This window comes from Acinetobacter sp. BSP-28, from assembly GCF_044130285.1.
GTDB lineage: Bacteria > Pseudomonadota > Gammaproteobacteria > Pseudomonadales > Moraxellaceae > Acinetobacter.
Genome location: NZ_JBIQOB010000001.1, coordinates 18,785 through 39,985 on the forward strand (window position 1 = coordinate 18,785; position 21,201 = coordinate 39,985).

19 protein-coding genes are annotated in these 21,201 nt (G+C 41.7%); 12 read left to right on the forward strand and 7 right to left on the reverse strand.

Features of this window, described 5'->3' with window-relative positions; translation table 11 throughout:
- The first annotated feature begins 132 nt into the window (after nucleotides 1-132).
- Nucleotides 133-1,275 (forward strand): acyl-CoA dehydrogenase family protein, encoded by a 1,143-nt coding sequence (locus ACE01R_RS00090; protein WP_395543896.1) that lies wholly within the window; start codon nucleotides 133-135, stop codon nucleotides 1,273-1,275.
- Between the two features lie 89 nt (nucleotides 1,276-1,364).
- On the opposite strand, the gene ACE01R_RS00095 is transcribed toward ACE01R_RS00090, so the two are convergent.
- Together ACE01R_RS00095 and ACE01R_RS00100 are read right to left on the reverse strand one after the other, a co-directional pair.
- Nucleotides 1,365-1,883 carry a type 1 glutamine amidotransferase domain-containing protein gene (locus ACE01R_RS00095; protein WP_395543899.1) on the reverse strand — a complete coding sequence of 173 codons (519 nt, stop codon included), beginning with the start codon at nucleotides 1,881-1,883 and terminating at the stop codon, nucleotides 1,365-1,367.
- Between the two features lie 161 nt (nucleotides 1,884-2,044).
- A complete protein-coding gene (locus tag ACE01R_RS00100; RefSeq protein ID WP_395543900.1) occupies nucleotides 2,045-3,751 on the reverse strand; it encodes a long-chain fatty acid--CoA ligase in 1,707 nt (568 codons plus the stop codon).
- A gap of 457 nt (nucleotides 3,752-4,208) precedes the next feature.
- On the opposite strand from ACE01R_RS00100, the gene pheA reads away from it, so the two are divergent.
- The 4 genes from pheA to ACE01R_RS00120 all read left to right on the forward strand — a co-directional run bounded on the left by pheA (nucleotide 4,209) and on the right by ACE01R_RS00120 (nucleotide 9,227).
- Nucleotides 4,209-5,318: a prephenate dehydratase gene (gene pheA, locus ACE01R_RS00105; protein WP_395543901.1), complete on the forward strand. Its 1,110-nt coding sequence runs from the start codon at nucleotides 4,209-4,211 to the stop codon at nucleotides 5,316-5,318.
- A 68-nt stretch (nucleotides 5,319-5,386) separates the two neighbouring features.
- Nucleotides 5,387-6,493: a histidinol-phosphate transaminase gene (hisC, locus tag ACE01R_RS00110; protein ID WP_395543902.1), complete on the forward strand. Its 1,107-nt coding sequence runs from the start codon at nucleotides 5,387-5,389 to the stop codon at nucleotides 6,491-6,493.
- A gap of 3 nt (nucleotides 6,494-6,496) precedes the next feature.
- Nucleotides 6,497-8,743: a bifunctional prephenate dehydrogenase/3-phosphoshikimate 1-carboxyvinyltransferase gene (locus tag ACE01R_RS00115; protein WP_395543903.1), complete on the forward strand. Its 2,247-nt coding sequence runs from the start codon at nucleotides 6,497-6,499 to the stop codon at nucleotides 8,741-8,743.
- A gap of 109 nt (nucleotides 8,744-8,852) precedes the next feature.
- The gene (locus ACE01R_RS00120) at nucleotides 8,853-9,227 is read left to right on the forward strand and encodes a hypothetical protein (protein ID WP_395543904.1); all 375 of its coding nucleotides are present in this window, start codon (nucleotides 8,853-8,855) and stop codon (nucleotides 9,225-9,227) included.
- A 125-nt stretch (nucleotides 9,228-9,352) separates the two neighbouring features.
- On the opposite strand, the gene ACE01R_RS00125 is transcribed toward ACE01R_RS00120, so the two are convergent.
- The gene (locus tag ACE01R_RS00125; protein ID WP_395543905.1) at nucleotides 9,353-9,985 is read right to left on the reverse strand and encodes an alpha/beta hydrolase; all 633 of its coding nucleotides are present in this window, start codon (nucleotides 9,983-9,985) and stop codon (nucleotides 9,353-9,355) included.
- A 124-nt stretch (nucleotides 9,986-10,109) separates the two neighbouring features.
- Here ACE01R_RS00125 and yaaA point away from each other — a divergent pair, with 124 nt between their 5' ends.
- The 5 genes from yaaA to ACE01R_RS00150 all read left to right on the forward strand — a co-directional run bounded on the left by yaaA (nucleotide 10,110) and on the right by ACE01R_RS00150 (nucleotide 14,497).
- A complete protein-coding gene (gene yaaA, locus ACE01R_RS00130) occupies nucleotides 10,110-10,892 on the forward strand; it encodes a peroxide stress protein YaaA (RefSeq protein ID WP_395543907.1) in 783 nt (260 codons plus the stop codon).
- Nucleotides 10,893-11,040: 148 nt separating this feature from the next.
- The gene (locus tag ACE01R_RS00135) at nucleotides 11,041-11,271 is read left to right on the forward strand and encodes a hypothetical protein (protein WP_395543910.1); all 231 of its coding nucleotides are present in this window, start codon (nucleotides 11,041-11,043) and stop codon (nucleotides 11,269-11,271) included.
- A gap of 377 nt (nucleotides 11,272-11,648) precedes the next feature.
- A complete protein-coding gene (locus tag ACE01R_RS00140; protein WP_395543927.1) occupies nucleotides 11,649-12,971 on the forward strand; it encodes an NCS2 family permease in 1,323 nt (440 codons plus the stop codon).
- Nucleotides 12,972-13,050: 79 nt separating this feature from the next.
- Nucleotides 13,051-14,052, forward strand: coding sequence for an adenosine deaminase (locus tag ACE01R_RS00145; protein WP_395543928.1), 1,002 nt, complete (start codon nucleotides 13,051-13,053; stop codon nucleotides 14,050-14,052).
- Between the two features lie 85 nt (nucleotides 14,053-14,137).
- Nucleotides 14,138-14,497, forward strand: a complete 360-nt coding sequence (locus tag ACE01R_RS00150; protein WP_395543929.1) for a hypothetical protein — start codon at nucleotides 14,138-14,140, stop codon at nucleotides 14,495-14,497.
- 78 nt (nucleotides 14,498-14,575) lie between these two features.
- Here the strand turns inward: ACE01R_RS00150 and ACE01R_RS00155 are convergent, their stop codons facing one another.
- The gene (locus tag ACE01R_RS00155; RefSeq protein WP_395543930.1) at nucleotides 14,576-15,130 is read right to left on the reverse strand and encodes a cytochrome b; all 555 of its coding nucleotides are present in this window, start codon (nucleotides 15,128-15,130) and stop codon (nucleotides 14,576-14,578) included.
- A 233-nt stretch (nucleotides 15,131-15,363) separates the two neighbouring features.
- Here ACE01R_RS00155 and ACE01R_RS00160 point away from each other — a divergent pair, with 233 nt between their 5' ends.
- Both ACE01R_RS00160 and rnhB read left to right on the forward strand, forming a co-directional pair.
- Nucleotides 15,364-15,756: a hypothetical protein gene (locus ACE01R_RS00160; RefSeq protein WP_395543931.1), complete on the forward strand. Its 393-nt coding sequence runs from the start codon at nucleotides 15,364-15,366 to the stop codon at nucleotides 15,754-15,756.
- A 74-nt stretch (nucleotides 15,757-15,830) separates the two neighbouring features.
- A complete protein-coding gene (gene rnhB / locus ACE01R_RS00165; RefSeq protein WP_395544328.1) occupies nucleotides 15,831-16,409 on the forward strand; it encodes a ribonuclease HII in 579 nt (192 codons plus the stop codon).
- A gap of 57 nt (nucleotides 16,410-16,466) precedes the next feature.
- On the opposite strand, the gene csrA is transcribed toward rnhB, so the two are convergent.
- The 3 genes from csrA to alaS all read right to left on the reverse strand — a co-directional run bounded on the left by csrA (nucleotide 16,467) and on the right by alaS (nucleotide 21,018).
- Nucleotides 16,467-16,730 (reverse strand): carbon storage regulator CsrA, encoded by a 264-nt coding sequence (csrA, locus tag ACE01R_RS00170; protein WP_067723263.1) that lies wholly within the window; start codon nucleotides 16,728-16,730, stop codon nucleotides 16,467-16,469.
- 247 nt (nucleotides 16,731-16,977) lie between these two features.
- Entirely contained in the window at nucleotides 16,978-18,258 is a 1,281-nt protein-coding gene (locus tag ACE01R_RS00175; protein WP_395543934.1) for an aspartate kinase, read from the reverse strand.
- A 66-nt stretch (nucleotides 18,259-18,324) separates the two neighbouring features.
- On the reverse strand, nucleotides 18,325-21,018 hold the full coding sequence (alaS, locus tag ACE01R_RS00180) for an alanine--tRNA ligase (protein WP_395543935.1): 2,694 nt from the start codon (nucleotides 21,016-21,018) through the stop codon (nucleotides 18,325-18,327).
- Nucleotides 21,019-21,201 lie beyond the last annotated feature (183 nt).

Genomic DNA, 21,201 nt, shown 5'->3' on the forward strand with positions numbered 1-21,201 from the left:
GAAGCTGCGGCTTCCTTTTTTATTGACCCTAAAGTCATGAAATAAGATGGTTATAGCTCATGACAGCATCTAATAAAATGAATAGGATGGGAAAGTAAAAGAAATAACAATGACGAAAGACAAGGACGCTATATGTTGGCTTATGATGCTGATTTAGAATTATTCCGCGACAATTTCAAACGCTTTATGAATGAACATATTGCACCGCATTATGAACAGTGGGAACAGGAAGGCATTATGCCTCGTTCTGTCTGGAATCTGCTCGGAGAAAATGGTTTCCTCTGTGTGGATGTACCGGAAGAATATGGCGGTTATGGTGTTCCAACCCATTATTCACTGATGTTGGTAGAAGAATCTGCACGTGCCGGATTTAGTGCGCTGTCTACCGGGATTTCATGTCATTCTGAAATTGCAGCACCGTATATTTTGCATATTGGTTCGGAAGAACAAAAGCAGTACTGGTTGCCAAAAATGGTCACGGGCGAAGTAGTGGGTGCGATTGGTATGACTGAACCAGGCGCCGGTTCAGACTTGCAGGCGATGCGTACCAATGCCATCTTGCAGGGAGATCACTATCTTTTGAATGGTTCCAAAACCTTTATTTCCAATGGTCAACATGCTGACCTGGTGGTGTTAGCAGCTAAAACTGATCCGCAGGCCCGGGCAAAAGGCGTGTCTTTATTGCTTTTAGATACCCATCTGGAAGGTTTTAAAAAAGGCACCAACCTCAACAAGATTGGTTTGCATTCACAAGATACTTCAGAACTGTTCTTTGATAATATCAAGGTGCCTAAAGATCAGTTACTGGGTCAGCCAGGACAAGGTTTTGCCTATTTAATGCAGGAATTGCCACGTGAGCGCACCGCGATTGCTGCAACAGCCATTGGTGCCATTCGCGGTTCAATTGATGTCACTATTGCTTATGTCAAAGAACGACAAGCCTTTGGTCAGCCAATTAGCCAGTTCCAGAATACCCGTTTTGTTCTGGCTCAGGCAAAAATAGAGGAACAGGCGACTGCTGCTTTTTATAACCAAAACGTTGAGTTATATATGCAAGGTAAACTGGATGTCGAAACTGCCGCAGCTTTAAAAAGTTTTGCAACCGATATGCAGATGAAAATAGCGGATAATTTATTACAGCTGTTTGGTGGTTATGGCTATATGACAGAATATCCAATTTCACGTTTCTTTGTAGATGCCCGTATTCAGCGAATTTATGGTGGCACCAATGAAATTATGAAAGAAATTGTGGCACGTAGCTTATTGGGCCGCTAATGAATGAATAAGAACCTGAAATAAAAAATAGTCGAAAAGATGAGCACCCTGAAAGTTGGACACCAGGTCTGACTTTGAAGGGTGCTTTTTTATTGACTTAAAACCATTAAACTTTCTTCAATAAAAGCAGGTAAATCGTCAGGTGAGCGCGATGAGATATACAGATTGTTATCATTGACCACACCGACATCATAATAGACTGCACCTGCATTAATCAGGTCTTTTGCGACAGTTTTAATGGTGGTCATTAAGCGGCCTTTTACAACTTTGGCCGTAATCAGTAACTGCGGGCCATAACAGATGCTCAAAATGGGTTTTTGTGCATTGGCAAATTTTCGCACAAAATCCACGAAACGGTCATCACCACGAAGTCGGTCGGGAGAATATCCTCCAGGAATAAGTAAGGCATCAAAATCATGCACTGTTACATCATCTATACTTTGGTCGATGGTGACGGCTGATTTTCGCTTATGACCATAGACAATGTTGCCTGCTTTGTTTTCAATATTTAAAACACTATGGCGAGCAGCGCGGAAGGCTTGCACCGGTTCTAGATATTCAACATCTTCAAAATCATGGGTCAGTAAAACGGCGATTCTTTTTGACATTTTTATTCTCCGAATTGCTTTATTTAAAAGACTATAGAGCAAACATTAAACTTTTGTGATGCAGTTTGGTAAATTGCTCTTGCAAAAGAAAAAGTCCCAGATTTTTAACTCTGGGAGCTGATTTAAATTTTTGTAATTAATTAAAATCTATCAATATTTTTTTATTGATGGATTTGTCTGAGTTCTGCGCGCAGAATTTTTCCGACGGTTGACTTAGGTAACTCGTTCAAAATTTCTATAGATTTTGGGACTTTGTATGCAGTCAGGTTTTCTTTACAGTGTTTTAGAATGTGATCACTTGAGAGGTTTGGGTTACTTGAGGTAATGAATGCTTTGACCGACTCTCCGGTCTGTTCATCCGGTATGCCAATTACAGCTGCTTCCAGCACTTCAGGATGCTCGACCAGTATGGCTTCAATTTCATTAGGATAAACATTGAAGCCGGACACAATCACCATATCTTTTTTACGGTCTAAGATATAACAAAACCCGTCCTGATCGACTTTGGCGATATCCCCAGTATGTAACCAACCATCAACAAAAGTCTCGGTGGTCTCATTTGGACGATTCAAATAGCCCAAGACAATTTGCGGTCCTTTAATGCACAACTCGCCGGCTTCATCTAAGGGAACTTCCTGACCATCATCATTAATGATTTTGATGTCTGAACCTGGCAGGGGAAAACCCACAGAGCCTTGACGAATTTCACTGATTGGTGGATGCAGTAAGGCAGCACAACTGGTTTCAGTCATGCCAAAACCTTCAATAATGGTACCCACTTTGGCTTTCCAGTTTTGTGCGGTAGCGGGACGTAGCGCCGTTCCACCTGAGATCGCACAGGTCAGTTGTGGTGGATTTTGCACGAACCAGTCCTCTGCCAAAAGCCCTGCATATAAGGTATTTACACCGGTTAACCAGGTGACTTTAAACTGTTCGAATGCCGGTTTCAGGTTGCTGACCGGGCGGGGTGATGGAATGAGCAGGTTATGTGCTCCACCTTCAAAGAACATCAGGAAATTTACGCTAAATGCAAAAATATGGTATAGCGGAATTGCGGTTAAAATGCAGTCCTGACTGTTAAATTCTGACTGATGGGCACGTAAATAATCACCGGTGATTTTCACCAAGGATGCGATATTTTGATGACTGATCACCGCACCCTTGCTGCGTCCTGTAGTTCCACCAGTGTATTGATATAAGGCAATATCATGTTGAATCGGGGTGTGGGCGGCTAAAGTTGCTCCAATCTGCAAGGCATCGCTAAAAGTGCAATAGGGCACAGAAGGTTGTAGTGAGCGACCTTGGGCTGCGGCATCGGCCTGCATCTTTTGTGCAATCATCCCTTGATAAGGTTCAGCAAAAAATTCACTTAAACTTGCTGTAATTAATGCGAGTGATTTCAGTGCAGAGTTGTTTTCAATGACTTTTTCAAAAGTTGCTAAGAATAAATCCGAAACAATCAAGGCTTTTGCGCCACTGTCGCTGAGCTGGTAATCCAGTTCACGTGGCGTATAAAGTGGATTAATATTGGTAATGATCAATCCTGCTTTCCAGCAGGCAAAGACTGCAATCGGATAGTGCAAGGAATTCGGCATTTGTAAACCGACCACATCGCCTTTTTTCAACATGAGATGATGCTGCAAGTAATTGGCAAATGTGGTGGAAAGGTCATCAATTTCTTGAAAGGTGAGCGTTTTGCTTAAACCTACAGGCAAAACCACACTGAATGCAGGTGATTGAGAAAAATGAGCCGTAGTGTGGGTGAGTAATTCTGTCAGATTAGCTCGGACTTGATCCGGTTGAAGTTGATAGCCATGGAGTGAAGGTGGCAGATGCTTTTCCCAAGGGCGCTGTGCATAATGACTCATTACATATCCTTAAATTAGTCTTTTTAAATTGTTTTTGGTTTTGTATGTCAGTCCTGACATTCGCTTTTAAACATCTAGCAAATGTTGTGGCTTGACAATGATCAAATCTGCCAATGAAAGACATTGAAATCGAAAAAAATGAAAGAAAAAAGTCTTATGATTAAGAGCTTTAAAATATGATCTTATTTGCAAATACCGATAAATTTATTTAACGGAATGACATAAAATTGACATCATGGCTCTCGATTTAAAAATGTACAGTGCTTGCCCGATTGTTATGAAATTGGCAAAAGATCATCAATTTTAAAAAATTATTGCAAAAACATAAGCAATAAAATTGCTGATTAAATCAACTGTATGTTTTTAAGGCTGAATCAATCAAAGTCTTATTGCGCAACATTTGAAAGCTAACTATTGTTATACTGTTTGCATAACGTTTTTGAAGGGCAACATAACAATGATCAACGACGATCAAAACACATCGACTTCTCTTGATCTGGCTCAAATCCGTCAGGATATTGATTCTGTAGACCAACAGATTCAACAGCTTATTAATAAAAGAGCAAAACTGGCTGAAGCTGTCGCAAAAGCAAAATTTGCTGCTGAAGAGAATCCATTGTTTTACCGTCCTGAACGTGAAGCACAAGTTTTACGTAATGTTATGGAACGTAATGAAGGCCCGTTGTCTGACGTCACTATGGCGCGTTTATTCCGTGAAATCATGTCTGCGTGTCTAGCACTGGAAGCACCACAAAGTATTGCGTTTTTGGGGCCTGTGGGTACTTATACCCATTCGGCAGTACTAAAACATTTTGGTCAGGATGCCATTGTCCGTCCACTGCCTACCATTGATGAAGTGTTCCGTGAAGTAGAAGCGGGTAGTGCGCATTATGGTCTGGTGCCAGTAGAAAACTCATCTGAAGGTGTGGTGAACCATACTTTGGACTGTTTTAAATCTTCGCACTTAAACGTGATTGGTGAAGTTGAATTGCGTATTCATCACCAGTTCCTGGTGTCATCGAATACCCGTAAAGACAGCATCAAACAGATTTATGCCCATCAGCAGACCTTGGCACAATGTCGTAAATGGTTAGATGCTCATTATCCAGGCGTGGAACGTGTAGCCCTAAGTTCTAATGCCGAAGCTGCACGCCGTATTCGCAATGAATGGCATTCCGCTGCCATTGCGTCAGAAGTAGCTGCCAATATTTATGACCTAGAAATCTTGCACAGCAATATTGAAGATAACCCGGAAAATACCACCCGTTTCTTGGTGATTGGCCGTGAAAAAGTGCCGCCTAGTGGTAATGACAAAACTTCATTATTAATTTCTGCACATGACCGTGCCGGTGCTTTGCTTGAAATTTTAGCACCCTTTGCCAAACACAACATTAGTCTAACCAGTATTGAAACTCGTCCTGCATTGCCAGAAAAATGGGCCTATGTGTTCTTTATTGACCTGGAAGGCCATGTCGATCAGGACAATGTCAAAGCAGCGATTGAAGAAATTCGTCCTTTAGTCAAAGAAGTTCGAGTATTGGGTTCATATCCGATTGCAGTTTTATAAATCACTCTGGTGATCGGCTTAATTTTAAGCTGATCCCTTTTATCACTTGAAATAGCTGGAAGAGTAACATGTCGTTTGTCCCTGCCAATGAAGGCATCTCAAAGTTAAAGCCTTATCAACCAGGTAAACCTATTAGTGAACTTGAGCGTGAGTTAGGGATTACTGATATCGTCAAATTAGCCTCGAACGAAAATCCGTTGGGGTGTTCTGACAAAGTCAAACAGGCTGTTGCAGCTGAACTGGCAGAAATTGGTCGCTATCCGGATGGTGGTGGTTTTATCTTGAAAGACCAGATTCAGGCACAATTTGGTGTAACTGCTGACCGTATTACTTTAGGTAATGGGTCAAACGACTTGCTGGAAATGTTTGCCCGCGCATTCGTTTCAGAGAAAGACTCGGTAATTTATAGCCAGCATGCTTTTGCCGTATATGCTTTGGTGACTCAAGCGATTAATGCAGAAGCGATTGAAGTGCCGGCCAAAGGTTTTGCTCATGATCTGGATGCCATGGCGGCTGCGATTAAAGACAATACTAAACTGGTCTTTATTGCCAATCCAAATAACCCGACTGGAACCTGGTTTGAAGAAGCTGAATTTGAAGCTTTCATGCAAAAAGTTCCGGCCAATGTGATTGTGGTGCTGGATGAAGCTTATGTGGAATATTTCCCGGAAAACTTCAACAGCTTGAAATTCCTTGAGCAATATCCAAACATTATTGTTAGCCGTACCTTGTCTAAATGTTATGGTTTGGCAGCATTACGTGTTGGTTTTGCATTGGCATCAGTTGAAGTGACTGATTACCTGAACCGTATTCGTCAGCCATTTAACGTCAATCATCTGGCGATGGTGGCTGCTGTCGCGGCATTGAAAGATGAAGACTTTATTGAACAATCGCGTATTGTCAATAAAGCGGGCATGAAGCAGCTTGAACAAGGTTTTGCGGCTCTTGGTCTGGATTATGTACCTTCACGTGCCAACTTTATTTTGGTCGATGTACAGGCTGATCCTGCGCAAACGTTTAATGCATTATTGAAAGAAGGTGTCATTGTGCGTCCTGTCGGTATTGCAAATCATCTTCGTGTATCCATTGGTACTGAAGCTGAAAATGCCAAGTTCCTGACAGCACTTGCCAAAGTACTGGATTTGGAAACAAATGGTGTAGAGGAAAAAGCTTAAGCCATGTCTCAGCCACTGTTTGAAAAAGTTGCCTTTATTGGACTTGGGCTGATTGGCTCAAGTCTGGCTCGTGTGATTATTGCTGAAAAATTGGCAAAGCAAATTGTTGCTTCTACACGTTCACAAAAAACACTGGATGATGCAAAAGCACTTGGCCTGATTCAGGAAGGCTATAGTAATCCTGTCGATGCCGTGCAAGGTGCCGATCTGGTGGTTTTGGCTTTGCCTGTACGCGCAACGCAAAAAGTGCTGCAAACCATCAAGCCTTATCTGTCAGAAAAAACCATTATTACCGATGTGGGTAGTACCAAGGGTAATGTGGTCGATGCTGCAAAAGCGGTATATGGTGAAAACCTGCCGGCAGGTTTTGTACCGGGTCATCCGATTGCAGGTGCAGAACATACTGGCGTACACGCAGGTAAGGTTGATTTATTTGCCAACCATAAAGTGATTTTGACACCGCTTCCAAGCAGTGGCGACTGGGCCGTGGATAAACTGGTTCAATTGTGGCAAGCCGCAAAAGCGGAAGTGATTTGCATGGATGTGGAAAAGCATGATGAAGTGCTGGCCCATACCAGCCATCTTCCACATTTGATGGCCTTTAACCTGGTGGAACAACTGGCGAATCGTGAAGATAACCTGGACATTTTTCGTTATGCTGCAGGGGGCTTTCGTGATTTCTCCAGAATTGCGGCAAGTGATCCGCAAATGTGGCATGATATCTTTTTTGCCAATAAAAAAGCCATTTTGAATGCTGTGGACGGTTTTGAGCAGCAACTGGCTCAAATTCGAAAACTGATTGAAGATGAAAATTCCAAGGCATTGATCGGACTGTTGGAGCATGCACAAGCGGCACGACAACACTTCAATCATATGCTCGCTAAAAAACCTTTGATGGAGAACGATAAAGTGACACAACAATTTACCATTTTGCCGGGTGATAAGACATTTAAAGGTAAATTTACCGTGCCAGGTGACAAATCTGTGTCACACCGTTCCATCATGTTTGGTGCGATTGCTGAAGGCACCACGCATGTTACAGGTTTCTTGGAAGGTGAAGATGCTTTAGCGACGCTTCAGGCATTCCGTGATATGGGTGTGAGCATTGAAGGGCCTAAAAATGGTGAAGTAACCATTCATGGCGTAGGTATGAATGGTTTAAAAGCACCTGCAAGTGCCTTATACATGGGCAACTCGGGGACTTCTATGCGTCTGCTTTCAGGCATGTTGTCTGCACAGAAGTTTGATTCAGTCATGACCGGTGATGCATCATTGTCTAAACGTCCTATGGAACGTATTGCGAAGCCTTTACGTGAAATGGGTGCGCAGATTCAAACCACCGGTGAACGTGGTACACCGCCAATTTCAATCACTGGCAGCCAAAATCTTAAAGGCATTCACTATGATTTGCCGATGGCATCAGCTCAGGTGAAATCAGGGATTTTGCTGGCAGGTCTATGGGCGGAAGGTGAAACTGTAGTCACTGAACCAGAACCAACCCGTGATCACTCTGAACGTATGCTGCGTGCATTCGGTTACGAGGTAAAAACAGAAGGCAACCGCATTTCACTGCAAGGTGGCGGCAAGCTGGTCGGCACTGACATTCAGGTACCATCCGATATTTCATCTGCGGCGTTCTTTATGGTCGGTGCTGCCATTACTGAAGGTTCCGATGTAACTTTGGAAGCAGTGGGGATTAACCCGACACGTACCGGTGTGATTGAAATCCTGAAACAGATGGGTGCTGACTTAACTGTAGAAAATGAACGCATTGCCGGTGGTGAACCGATTGCAGATATTCGTATTCGCGGCACACGTACTTTAAAAGGTATTCATATGCCGGAAGATCAGGTGCCATTGGCGATTGATGAATTCCCGGCTTTATTTATCGCTGCGGCTTGTGCCGAAGGTCAAACTATTTTGACTGGTGCTGCGGAACTTCGCGTCAAAGAGTCAGACCGTATTCAGGTGATGGCAGATGGTTTAAAAACCATGGGCATTGACTGCACGCCAACCGATGATGGCATCATTATTGAAGGTAAGGGTAAGTCAGGCGACTGGTCTGCAATCTTCACCGGTGGTGAAATTGAATCGCATCACGACCATCGTATTGCCATGAGTTTCTCGATGGCAGGTTTGCGTACTTCGGGTGAAATTAAAATTGTGGGTACTGAAACCGTAGCAACCAGTTTCCCGACCTTCACGGAACTCGCAAATCAAGCAGGTTTAACCATTCAAGTGAGTGAGTAATTAGTCTAATTTTGTATATTTGTTAAACAACAGCCAAGCTTTTGCTTGGCTGTTTTGCTTTTATTGCTTATTCTAAAATCATACAAGAAAAATACCTTTGGATGTAGAGATGAGAAAATTACAATTTACAGCAAACTGTGAAAAGCATAATCATGTGTCGCAGCAATCCAATGATTGCCATGTAACTCAGGAATATGTTGCAGATCTTTTATCTAAAGAGTTGGGTCAATACGGTTTTCAGACCTTGTCACAAAGTGGTGATCAGGTTGCGGTAAGTGTAGACAATCAATCTTTGCCTTTATCCGTTACTTGCCAGAGTCATGATGCAGAAGGGCACTTGGTTTGTGAAATTACTTCGTACCCGGATGAAGAGCAGGATTGGCTAGATCGAATTACAGAGCAGAGTTTATTGAATCAATTGGCTCAGGCAGTTGAAAATACCTTGAAAGAAGATGAATCTTTTAGTGAGTTTGAGTGGAAATAATAAATTGCTATATATTTTCTGACTAATTAATATTTGAAAAAGGAGGTAATTAGCCTCCTTTTTCATTTTGATGTTGTCTGAGATTAGCAGATAAAAAGCATCCTCCAGAGAGGATATCTTTTGACTCAGGTGTTGACTAGAAAACGAGAAATAGCCACACGCAATTGTTTCAAATAGCCGGTAAAGAAGTGATTTGCGCCTGGTAAAACAGTAATTAAATGGCGTTGTGGTTTAGCCCACTGAATGAGATCAGATAACAGGGTTACATCATCTGCTTCACCATGAATAAATAAAATATCACCCTTAATATGTGGGGTTACATAGTGACGAACACCTGCAACTGTTGTGGTCGGTAAACCACATAAAATGGTCTGAACAGGTTGTTGTTCAACAGGAAGCAAAGCATAGCATTTTGTCATTACATTCGCGCCAAAACTAAAGCCACCTGCATAAAATGGCAGGTTTGCATGTTGGCTACGTGCATATTCAATCACGTGCATAGTATCTTTGGTTTCACCGTTGCCTTCGTCATGTACTCCAGCACTTTGCCCAGAACCACGGAAACTGGGACGATAAACGACATAACCGCGTTCTAAAAACATTTGTGCTAAAAGTGCAGGGACTTTATGCTGTGGCGTGCCACCTTGGAGGGGGTGAGGGTGAGTAACAACCGCGAATCCTTTCACTTCACTCTGGGGATAATCAACAAAAATTTCCAGTTGGCCCGCAGGACCTTGAATGAAAATTTGCTCGGACATGTCACAACCGACTAATAACAGGAGAATCGGATATTTTACCGATAATGTTCAGTAAAAACACAAATTGGAAATAAAATAAGTCTACTGTTATAGTTTGTTTAATTGTTTTTTGATCAGGTTATCCATGCTCGCCTTAATTTCTCCTGCTAAGACTTTAGATTACGAATCTGCACTTCCAACCGATGTATATACATTACCAAGATTGCTAGAACATTCACAAGAACTTATAGACGTAAGTCGTAAACTGTCTGCTGCAGATATCGCCAATTTAATGAGCGTGAGTGAAAAAATTGCCAAGTTAAATGTAGAACGTTTTAATGACTGGCAAGCAGAGTTCAATTTTTCTAATGCACGTCAGGCTTTATTTGCCTTTAAAGGGGATGTGTATACCGGTCTGGATGCTTATGCGCTGAATGATCTGCACATTACATATGCACAGCAGCATTTGCGTATGTTGTCTGGACTTTATGGTTTGTTGCGTCCTCTGGATTTGATGATGCCCTATCGCCTGGAAATGGGAACCAAACTAAAAAATCCACGTGGTCATAATCTGTATGAGTTTTGGGGGGAAAATATTACCCATTTAATCAATGCTGATTTAGAGCAGGCAAATTCGGAGTTATTGGTAAATCTTGCATCGGATGAATATTACAAGTCGGTCAAGCCAAGCAAGATTAAAGCCGAGATCATTAAGCCGGTATTTTTAGATCAGAAAAACGGCAAATATAAAGTGATTAGCTTTTATGCAAAAAAAGCACGGGGCTTAATGGCACGATATATCGTTGAAAATCAGCTAAATAAAGCTGAAGATTTAAAATCATTTAATGTTGAGGGCTATTATTTTGATGCTGAAAGTTCGCTTAGAGGAGAGCTGGTGTTTAAGCGTGATGAACAGCAAGCCGCCTAAATGAGAGATGAATATGATACCAATCCCGATGCATTTCGGGATTTTTATACACTGAAAAAAATCAATAAAATGATAAGTTTTTGTCAATAGAGAGAGTTTTCTTTTTTGTTACTATAAGTCAAAGTTTTTTAAATAATAAAATTTTATTATGAAAAGATTATTGGTTCCAATGTTTATTTTTGCAGTGGTGGTACTGGGTTATGCAGTTTACCAGGACAATCAGATGAAAAAAAGGCAGGAAGTAGATCAATTGATTCAGGATGCTCACCAGTCATTGAAGGTTGTAGAGGGTAATCCGAATAATACGGTTTTAGGCCCGATTGAAACTACGGATACACATTCTGCCAGTCCTTTACAGGTGAAATCCCGCCAGTTTTAGTGCTTGGATTTTTACTATATGTTTGAAAGATACTTTTAAATTATTGGAATTTAACTAAAAATAAATTTTAGAAACAATAAAAAAGCATTGTGTTATAATTTGCCATGATTTTAATTAAATCATTATATTTATATTGTAAGTATTTGATTTGTTTTATCTAAGTAGGCTGCATAAAAGTTATGCGGCTTTTTTGTTTACGATTTTTGTTGTCTGGTTATTTTTGACCGAATGAAAATATGTGCAAAATACTTGTTTTTAAACGGAAATATTGGCATATCCATTGCTTGGACATCTATAAACTTAATGGTGATTTGATAAACGGATCATTAATTTTATAGCGTGCTGACGGCATAAAGTTTACTTACAGGGGTAAAGTCATGACGACTCCTAATCCATCTTCAGAGAATATGCTGGAACGCTTATTTAAGCTCAGCGAAAACAAAACCAGTTTTCGTACAGAAGTTCTTGCAGGTGTAACCACTTTCTTAACCATGTGTTACATCATTATTGTCAATCCAATGATTTTATCCGAAACCGGGATGGATCATGGGGCTGTTTTTGTTGCAACCTGTCTTGCAGCCGCAATTGGCTGTTTGGTGATGGGGCTTGTTGCAAATTATCCGATCGCACTCGCACCGGGTATGGGCCTGAATGCCTATTTTACCTATTCAGTGTGTATGGGCATGGGTGTGCCTTGGCAAACTGCACTGGCTGCCGTGTTTGTCTCGGGGCTGGTGTTTATTGCCATCAGTATGTTTAAAATTCGTGAGGCGATTGTCAATGCCATTCCAATGTCGCTGAAATTTGCGATTGGCGGGGGAATTGGTTTATTCCTTGCACTGATTGCATTAAAGAATTCAGGCATTATTGTCGATAATCCGGCAACGCTTGTCGGCTTGGGTGACTTGAAACAACCGACAGTATTGCTGACTTTGATTGGCTTCCTGATGATTGTGGTGATGCATCATTTTAAAGTTCGCGGTGCCATCATTATCAGTATTCTGGTGGTTACTGCTATTGCGACAGCAATGGGCTTGAACGAGTTTAAAGGTGTGGTAGGTGCGATTCCTTCTATTGCTCCAACTTTCCTGCAAATGGACTTTGAAGGCTTGTTCACAGCCAGTCTGATTGGTGTGATCTTTGTATTTTTCTTGGTGGATTTATTTGACTCGACTGGTACCTTGGTGGGTGTTTCACATCGTGCCGGCCTGTTAAAAGATGGCAAATTACCACGTTTGAAAAAAGCACTCTTTGCTGACTCGACTGCAATTGTGGCGGGTGCGGCATTAGGTACTTCCTCAACAACACCTTATATTGAATCGTCTGCGGGTGTTGCTGCAGGTGGTCGTACAGGTTTGACCGCTGTGGTTGTTGCTGTATTGTTTGTACTATGCTTATTTCTGGCACCTTTGGCGCAATCGGTTCCAGGTTTTGCGACAGCGCCAGCATTGTTATTCGTTGGTGTGTTAATGATTCAAGGGATCGTCAACATTGAATGGGATGATATCACTGAAGCTGTTCCTGCATTTTTAACCATCGTATGCATGCCATTTACCTATTCAATTGCCGACGGTATTGCGATGGGCTTTATTAGCTACGCATTAATCAAACTGCTGACTGGGCAAGCGAAAACTGTACCTTATATGGTATGGATTGTTGCGGCTCTTTGGGCATTGAAGTTTGCTGTATTTGGCGGCTAATTCACCACATTCAGAATAGGGTGTAAACTCAGTTTGCACCCTTTTTTATTTTTAGAGAAAGGTTTTATAAGGATAAGATATGAATCAACTAGAGCTTATTCAAGCCATGCCAAAGGCAGAGTTACATGTCCATATTGAAGGGACTTTTGAGCCTGAGCTTATGTTCGCGATTGCTCAACGCAATCATATTGATATTCCGTATAAATCTGTTGAGGAAGTGAAACAGGCTTATAACTTTCATAATTTACAGTCTTTTTTAGATATTTATTATGCGGGCGCGAATGTTTTAGTTTATGAACAGGATTTCTATGATCTGGCTTGGGCATATTTTGAAAAATGCGCTGCAGATAAAGTTGTGCATACTGAAATGTTCTTCGATCCGCAAACCCATACCGATCGTGGTATTGCTTTTGAAACAGTGATTAATGGTTTGAAACGCGCCTGTGATGATGCCAAAGCAAAATTCGGCATCAGCTCACATTTAATTATGTGTTTCTTGCGTCATTTGAGTGAAGAAGCGGCATTTGAAACTTTAGAACAGGCTATGCCATTTAAAGATCAAATCATTGCTGTGGGGCTGGATTCAAGTGAAGTAGGACATCCTCCGTCAAAATTCGAACGTGTATTTGCCAAGGCGCGTGAAGCAGGTTTCTTGGTGGTGGCACATGCAGGCGAAGAAGGTCCGGCTGAGTATGTCTGGGAAGCACTGGATTTACTTAAAGTAAACCGTATTGATCACGGGGTACGTTCTGAAGAAGATCCGAAGCTTATGCAGCGTTTGATTGCAGAGAAAATGCCACTTACAGTATGTCCTTTAAGTAATTTAAAACTCTGTGTTGTAGATGACATGGCACAGCATAATATCCGCCGTTTATTGCAACAGGGCGTACATGTGACGGTCAATTCAGACGATCCATCTTATTTTGGTGGTTATATGAATGATAATTTCATTGCAATTACAAAAGCGCTCGATCTTTCCAATGAAGAATTGAAACAACTGGCTAAAAATTCGTTTGAAGCATCTTTTATTTCTGCTGCTGAAAAACAAAAATGGGCAAATGAGATTGACACTTTAGCGTAATTGGCCATCTTGACATATGTTTTTGATTCAGCGGATTCATTTATGGTTCCGCTGAATAATTAGGTGTTAAATATTGGGTTCTAATGTGAAAAAGTTTTTTTGCTGGTTGGTTGTGATCTGTGTGGTAGCTGGTTCTGTATCGGTTTTTGCAACAGATAAAAATTCGACTTTAACCCAGAAAATGTTGAAACCAGTGATTGAGCAAGGCTGTAAAAGTGAATTAAATGATTCAAAGGTCTGGCAATCAGCAGCTTTTTTTATGAGTTCAGAACAGCAAACAACAGTACAAAAACAAATCTGTGGTTGCGTAGGTGAGCATGCATTGCAGGATATCTCGGCCAAAGAGCTAGCTATGGCATCGATGAGTGAATCTGCAAAAGATAGCCTGATTAAACAGGCGGTGATGAATAGTGTAAAAGGTTGTGCCCAAGACGCTTTGAAATAACTTAGAGTTATAAATTGAACTATAAAAAAGCCGCATCAGTAATACATCAATGCGGCTTTTTTATAGAGACAAAATTGATTATTTTGCTTGTCGGGTCATGCTGCGCAAGACGTTATCTTTATCAATAAAATGATGCTTGAGTGCTGCGGCGATATGACCGATGACAAGTAAGCCCGCAAACCAGGACAAATAAATGTGTACAGGTTTTACGATGGCTAAAAGGTCGGGATTATCCTGGACCAAACGTGGAATTTCGAATAAATACAAAACGGGTGCTGGATGTCCGGCACTCCAGCTAAATAGACAGCCGGTAATCGGTAAAGCTAGTAACATGAGATATAAAGCTAAATGTCCCAGATGTGCCAAGACTTTCATCAAAGGTGACATGCTGTCGGGTAGTCCTGGAACAGGGTGGGTATAGCGCCAAAATATACGAATCAGGACCAGAAAGATAATGATGGTGGCGATATTTTTATGCAGGGTGATGACATCGCCTTTAAAGCTGCCATCGATTTCATAACTTAAAAAATTACCGCTATAAAAACCAATCAGCCATGCCGCAATAAAGATAATCGCCATGATCCAATGCAGCCATTGTGCCGTACGCGTATAGTATTGTGAAGTATTTTTCATGTTATACCCATGTACCCATATATCATTCTAAAAGTCTGCATATGCTAATTAAAAAGCACATATTTAAAAATGATGAATATAGAACGAAGCGTGTAGTTCTTGAAACACTGCGTGCATGTAGGTTTTTTAATCAGATCATCCGAGTGTGGAAAATTCAATTGAAATATAGATTTCTTCCTTGGGAAAGTTTCGGCAAAATATGGCCAACAGATTTTATAACTCAGGATAATACTGTGAAAAAATTAATTGCTGTGCTTGCACCTTTAACTTTAGCGCTTACTGCATGTGTATCAACTGGCACAACTACAGGTACAACTGGTGCAACAGGCACTCAATCGGCAACTCAGCAACTGGGTACTGCTGCCATTAAAATTGCAATCAATGCAAAATGTACAACTGAATTGAATACCATCCCAGCATGGCAAACTGCAACAAAATTAATGACTGCAACTCAGAAGCAAAACATTCAGACCGAAATTTGTGGTTGTGTAAGTGAAAAAGCACCGCAAAGCGTAACAGCAGTAGATCTGGCTACAGCTGCAATTGATCCGGCTGCGCGTAATACCATTGTTTCAAATGCGGTCACTAAAACGATTAATGCCTGTGTTGCTGAAGCTGTGAACTAATACCGATTAAATTCATGTTAAAATTAAAGAGGCTGATGTAATTCAGCCTCTTTTTTTTTGTAGGTAAAGCATTGATGAAAATTGCGGGTGTAGATGAAGCGGGGCGTGGTCCCTTGGTGGGTTCGGTGGTAGCGGCTGCGGTTATTTTGGATCCCAATAATCCGATCGAAGGTTTGAATGATTCTAAAAAACTCACTGAAAAGAAACGTGAAAAATTATTCATAGAAATACAAGAGAAAGCCTTGGCTTGGGCGATTGCTGAAGCAAGCCACGAAGAAATTGATGAGATCAATATTCTACAGGCCTCTTTACTGGCCATGCGGCGCGCTGTAGAAGCTTTGCAGCTTCAGCCAGAACATGTACTGGTCGATGGCAATAAAGTTCCACAAGGCTTGAGTATGAGCTGTGATGCAGTGGTGGGTGGGGATGCGCTACATGCAGAAATTTCAGCAGCCAGTATTTTGGCAAAAGTGACCCGTGACCGTGAGATGGTTGTACTAGATCAGCAATATCCGCATTTTGGCTTTGCCAAACATAAGGGTTATCCAACCAAAGCGCATTTTGAAGCCATTGCTGAGCATGGTGTGATTGATCAGCATCGTCGTAGTTATGCACCGGTTAAAAAAGCTTTAGCCTTGCTGGAACATAAATAAGCGGCAGATAAATTTAAAGCGGCTATATAGCCGCTTTATAAGAACAACATTTAACCTTTAGCGATTAAAGTCATTCTGGGTATTTTGTGGAAAATTATCTTCTTCAAAAGAAGGCTGATAATCCTGATCCAGGTGTTGCAGATGTTCATGCATAGCGCGTTCATGTTGAATTCGTTGGTAAATTTCTTCACGATGAACAGATACTTCTTTTGGAGCATTTACGCCAATACGAACCTGATTACCTTTTACGCCAAGTACAGTTACACTGACTTGGTCCCCAATCATTAATGTTTCACCGACACGTCGGGTCAGAATCAGCATGTTTATCTCCTTGCAAAACGCTAAACGTGCAATTGATTTTAAATTTAAAAAACACAACCTTAAATATCAAACAAAATATTAACAAAATGGATGTATCAAAAGTTTGACCGATACAATTCGTTAATATTTTAAAATCCTCGGTTCCAAATATAACAGAGCCACTATAAAAAAAACTATAGTGGCTCTGTTCTTTTTGTAGTATTTCGCAAATTTTGTCCAACAATGGTCAGGAATTTGCTACTACAAATTAAGCACGTGCGCTTGATTCGCCAGATTCACGGTCTAAACCGAAAGCAGTGTGAAGAGTACGCACAGCAAGCTCTAAATAATTTTCTTCAATGATCACTGAAATTTTAATTTCTGAGGTCGAGATCATTAGAATATTGATGCCTTCTTCAGCTAGAGCAGTAAACATTTTGCTTGCCACGCCAGCATGTGAACGCATACCTACACCCACGATCGATACTTTCACGATGTCTGAACGAGTCGCAACTTCACGTGCACCAATTTCTTTCGCAGTTTGCTCCAGAATTGCTTTTGCTTTGGCAAACTCACCACGGTTGACTGTGAAAGTGAAGTCGGTTGTACCATCTTCTTCGACATTCTGAATAATCATGTCGACTTCGATATTCGCTGCACCGATTGGCGCCAGGATTTTGGATGCAATACCAGGTAGGTCAGGCACGCCCAAGATAGTCAATTTTGCTTCGTCACGGTTAAACGCGATACCAGAGATAATTGGCTGTTCCATGTTGTCTTCCAATTCAGTAGTAATAAGAGTGCCGACGTTGTTTTTGAAGTCTTCGTCAAATGCGCCATCATCGTCATTATCAAAACTTGATAATACGCGTAAAGGCACCTGGTATTTACCGGCAAATTCAACTGAACGGATTTGCAGGACTTTCGAACCAAGTGATGCCATTTCCAGCATTTCTTCAAAAGAAATACGATCAACTTTTTTCGCTTTTGGTGCAACGCGTGGGTCAGTAGTATAAACACCATCTACGTCTGTATAAATTTGGCATTCATCTGCTTTTAATGCAGCTGCAAGTGCCACACCAGATGTATCTGAACCACCACGACCTAAAGTCGTTGTATTGCCAGATTCATCAAAGCCCTGGAAACCGGCAACGACAAGTACGCGGCCTGCATCCAGGTTTTCAGTTAATACGTCAGTATCAATAGATTCAATGCGGGCTTTGTTAAATGCGCTGTCGGTTTTAATGCCAACCTGGCGACCAGTCAGTGATTTCGCTTCTACTCCAATTGAGTTAAGCGCCATCGCTAACATAGAAATCGTAACCTGTTCACCTGTAGAGACCATTTGGTCAAGCTCACGTGGATCAGGGGTTTCGGTAATGGCCTTCGCTAAAGCAAGCAGACGATTGGTTTCGCCACTCATTGCTGATACAACAACCACTACCTTGTGGCCGTGGTCATGCCAGCGCTTTACACGACGAGCAACATTTAAAATGCGCTCGGGAGTACCCATTGAGGTACCGCCATATTTTTGAACGATTAATGCCATAGTTGTTCCATAAAAGCCATGATCCTGAATTACCTTTTCAGGATCAGTTACACAAAAGGTGAAGTTTTATTTTGCTTCAAGCCAAGCAGTCAAATCTGCCATCACTGGAGCAAACTTCTCGTTAAGTGGCGCGCCACCTTGTGCCAAGTCAGGTTTACCACCACCTTTACCACCGAGCTCAGTTGCCAAGTGTTTGATGATGTCGCCCGCTTTAATAGTGTTCGTGAAGTCTTTTGCTACTGAAGCAAGAAGGCTGACTTTGTCATCCTCTACAGCTGCAAGCACAATCACTGCATTGTCTAGTTTAGATTTTACACCGTCGTGCAGGTTACGAAGTGATTTCGCATCCATGTTTTGTACAGTGGTAATCAGTGTTTGACGACCAGCCACAGTTTGAACTTGGCTTAAAAGTTCAGCTGCCTGGAAGTTTGCTAATTTCTGGTTCAACTGCTCAATTTGTTTTTGCAAACTCGATGCAGTATTCGCTAATGCTTCCACTTTTTCTAAAGTCTGGTCTTTTTGCGCTTTTAAAACATCATTGATTGCATGAATGTCACGATCTGCTTTTTGTGCAGCTTCAATCGCTTTAGTACCTGTGACTGCTTCGATACGGCGTACACCTGCTGCTACACCACCTTCTGAAGTGATTTTGAACAGACCGATATCACCAGTGCGTTTTACGTGAATACCACCACACAGTTCGATCGAGAAGTTTTTCTCTTCAATGATTGAACCCATTGAAAGTACACGAACTTCATCACCGTATTTTTCACCGAACAACATCATCGCACCTTTTTCTTTGGCAGATTCAATGTCTAAAAGTTCAGTAGAAACGGCAGTATTGGCAATGATTTCGCGGTTTACAATGCGTTCAACTTCCTGCAATTGTTCAAATGACACCGGTTGATCGTTAGCAAAGTCAAAACGTAACAGATCACTTGCAACCAATGAACCTTTTTGTTGTACATGTGAACCTAATACTTGACGAAGGGCAGCATGTAACAAGTGAGTTGCTGAGTGGTTGCGTGAAGTCGCTTCACGGATGTCTGCTTTAACAATCGCTTCAACAGATTGAGTTGCTTTTAAGCTACCCATGGTCACGATCCCTTGGTGAACGAATGCACCACCAGATTTTTTGGTATCTTGAACTTCGAAGATACCTGTATCATTTTTGAAGATACCTGTATCACCGATTTGACCACCGCTTTCCGCATAGAAAGGTGTTTGGTTCAATACGATTAAAGCTTCATCGCCTTCATGAACTTCATCAACCTGTTCGCCATCTTTATAGATCGCAACAATTTGACCTTGAGCTTGAGTTGCCTCGTAGCCTTCAAACTGGGTTTCACCTTCGACTTTTACAATGCTGTTGTAGTCGATGGCGAATTTACCTGCGTCACGCGCACGTTGACGTTGAGCTGCCATTTCAACTTCAAAGCCAGCTTCGTCAATGCTTAAGTCGCGTTCGCGTGCGATATCAGCTGTTAAATCAGTCGGGAAGCCATAAGTATCATATAGTTTGAATACTGTCGAACCTGGAATCACAGAACCTTTAAGTTGAGCCAATTCACCTTCAAGCAATTTCAAACCTTGCTCTAAAGTTTTTGCAAATTGTTCTTCTTCTTTTAGTAATTGAGCTTCAATACGTGCTTGGTTGGCTGCAAGTTCAGGATATGCAGCACCCATCACTTCAATCAAAGGCTTCAACATTTTGTGGAAGAATGAACCGGTTGCACCCAATTTGTTACCGTGACGCACTGCACGACGGATGATACGACGAAGTACATAACCACGGCCTTCGTTAGAAGGGTTCACACCATCAGCAATCAGGAAGCAGCATGAACGTGCATGGTCAGCAACAACTTTAAGGGAAGCAGGGTAGTCAACGAGTTTACTTTCTGCTTGAGCTTTTGCTTCAAGTTCAGAAGTATCTAAACCAATGATTTCAGCCGCAGCTTTTAACAAGTGCTGGAACAGGTCGATTTCGTAGTTTGAATTGACATGCTGTAAAACTGCAGAAATACGTTCCAAGCCCATACCTGTATCTACAGACGGCGCTGGAAGCGGGTGCAGTACACCATCCGCAGTACGGTTGAACTGCATGAATACATTGTTCCAGATTTCAATGAAACGGTCGCCATCTTCTTCAGGCGTGCCTGGTAAGCCGCCCCAGATGTGATCGCCATGGTCAAAGAAGATTTCAGAACAAGGACCACAAGGACCGGTATCGCCCATAGCCCAGAAGTTGTCGGATGCGTATTGACCACCTTTGTTGTCGCCAATACGGATAATGCGAGAAGCATCTAGACCAATTTCTTTGTTCCAGATATCAAATGCTTCGTCATCGGTATGGTAAACAGTGGCATACAGCTTATCTTTAGGAAGACCAAGCCATTTTTCGTTGGTCAAGAAATCCCAGGCAAATTTGATCGCATCACGTTTAAAGTAATCACCAAAAGAGAAGTTACCTAGCATTTCAAAGAAGGTGTGGTGACGTGCAGTGTAGCCAACGTTGTCTAAGTCGTTGTGTTTACCACCGGCACGTACACATTTTTGTGAAGATGTTGCGCGAACATAGTCACGTTTTTCAAGACCCAGGAAGCAGTCTTTAAACTGGTTCATACCAGCGTTAGTGAACAATAATGTTGGGTCGTTGGCAGGAACCAGAGAACTCGACGCGACACGTGTATGCCCTTGCGATTCAAAATAGCTTAAAAAAGCTTCGCGAATTTCAGCTGATGTCATAAAACGAGTACTCACAACCAAGTCACTCCATAAATCTTGTATTTGGCTAATAGCATGTCAAGCAAGTCTTACTTTTATAAAGCTGGCTTGAGATACTGGCTTAAAATTTTAAAACGCTAAAGTATAACGGAAAAAGCCGCATGCACCAATCACTTTAAAACGAATTAATCACAATTCTGTATAAGCTGTGTCTGGGGT

Bases quoted from the DNA above. Each gene is read 5' to 3' on its own strand.
- ACE01R_RS00090 (WP_395543896.1), top strand. From the start codon at position 133: ATGTTGGCTTATGATGCTGATTTAGAATTATTCCGCGACAATTTCAAA.
- ACE01R_RS00095 (WP_395543899.1), bottom strand. From the start codon at position 1,883: ATGTCAAAAAGAATCGCCGTTTTACTGACCCATGATTTTGAAGATGTT.
- ACE01R_RS00100 (WP_395543900.1), bottom strand. From the start codon at position 3,751: ATGAGTCATTATGCACAGCGCCCTTGGGAAAAGCATCTGCCACCTTCA.
- pheA (WP_395543901.1), top strand. From the start codon at position 4,209: ATGATCAACGACGATCAAAACACATCGACTTCTCTTGATCTGGCTCAA.
- hisC (WP_395543902.1), top strand. From the start codon at position 5,387: ATGTCGTTTGTCCCTGCCAATGAAGGCATCTCAAAGTTAAAGCCTTAT.
- ACE01R_RS00115 (WP_395543903.1), top strand. From the start codon at position 6,497: ATGTCTCAGCCACTGTTTGAAAAAGTTGCCTTTATTGGACTTGGGCTG.
- ACE01R_RS00120 (WP_395543904.1), top strand. From the start codon at position 8,853: ATGAGAAAATTACAATTTACAGCAAACTGTGAAAAGCATAATCATGTG.
- ACE01R_RS00125 (WP_395543905.1), bottom strand. From the start codon at position 9,985: ATGTCCGAGCAAATTTTCATTCAAGGTCCTGCGGGCCAACTGGAAATT.
- yaaA (WP_395543907.1), top strand. From the start codon at position 10,110: ATGCTCGCCTTAATTTCTCCTGCTAAGACTTTAGATTACGAATCTGCA.
- ACE01R_RS00135 (WP_395543910.1), top strand. From the start codon at position 11,041: ATGAAAAGATTATTGGTTCCAATGTTTATTTTTGCAGTGGTGGTACTG.
- ACE01R_RS00140 (WP_395543927.1), top strand. From the start codon at position 11,649: ATGACGACTCCTAATCCATCTTCAGAGAATATGCTGGAACGCTTATTT.
- ACE01R_RS00145 (WP_395543928.1), top strand. From the start codon at position 13,051: ATGAATCAACTAGAGCTTATTCAAGCCATGCCAAAGGCAGAGTTACAT.
- ACE01R_RS00155 (WP_395543930.1), bottom strand. From the start codon at position 15,130: ATGAAAAATACTTCACAATACTATACGCGTACGGCACAATGGCTGCAT.
- rnhB (WP_395544328.1), top strand. From the start codon at position 15,831: ATGAAAATTGCGGGTGTAGATGAAGCGGGGCGTGGTCCCTTGGTGGGT.
- csrA (WP_067723263.1), bottom strand. From the start codon at position 16,730: ATGCTGATTCTGACCCGACGTGTCGGTGAAACATTAATGATTGGGGAC.
- ACE01R_RS00175 (WP_395543934.1), bottom strand. From the start codon at position 18,258: ATGGCATTAATCGTTCAAAAATATGGCGGTACCTCAATGGGTACTCCC.